This is a genomic window from Anoxybacillus sp. LAT27, from assembly GCF_022030075.1.
Taxonomy (GTDB): Bacteria; Bacillota; Bacilli; order Bacillales; family Anoxybacillaceae; genus Anoxybacillus; species Anoxybacillus kestanbolensis.
Map to the genome: position 1 here is coordinate 1 of NZ_JAIWYK010000269.1, position 238 is coordinate 238.

A 238-nucleotide genomic window follows, 5' to 3' on the forward strand; every position below is an offset into this window, starting at 1 on the left:
CCCGGACGGGAACGCTTCTCAGGCCCGCTCCTTCACCCCTGTAAACGTCCGCCGGTGAATCGGCGACGGGCCGTACCGCTGAAGGGCGGCCAGGTGTTCCGCCGTCCCGTAGCCGGCATTTTTGTCAAAGCCGTATTGGGGATACTGTACGGCGTATTCCGCCATCAGCCGGTCGCGCGTCACCTTGGCGACGACCGAGGCGGCGGCGATGGAGACGCTCTTGCCGTCCCCGCCGATG

1 protein-coding gene is annotated in these 238 nt (G+C 66.8%); it reads right to left on the reverse strand.

Features of this window, described 5'->3' with window-relative positions:
* Positions 1 to 18: 18 nt before the first annotated feature.
* On the reverse strand, positions 19 to 238 hold a 220-nt coding region (locus tag LD028_RS09410), incomplete at its 5' end, for a ribonuclease HII (protein ID WP_237811662.1).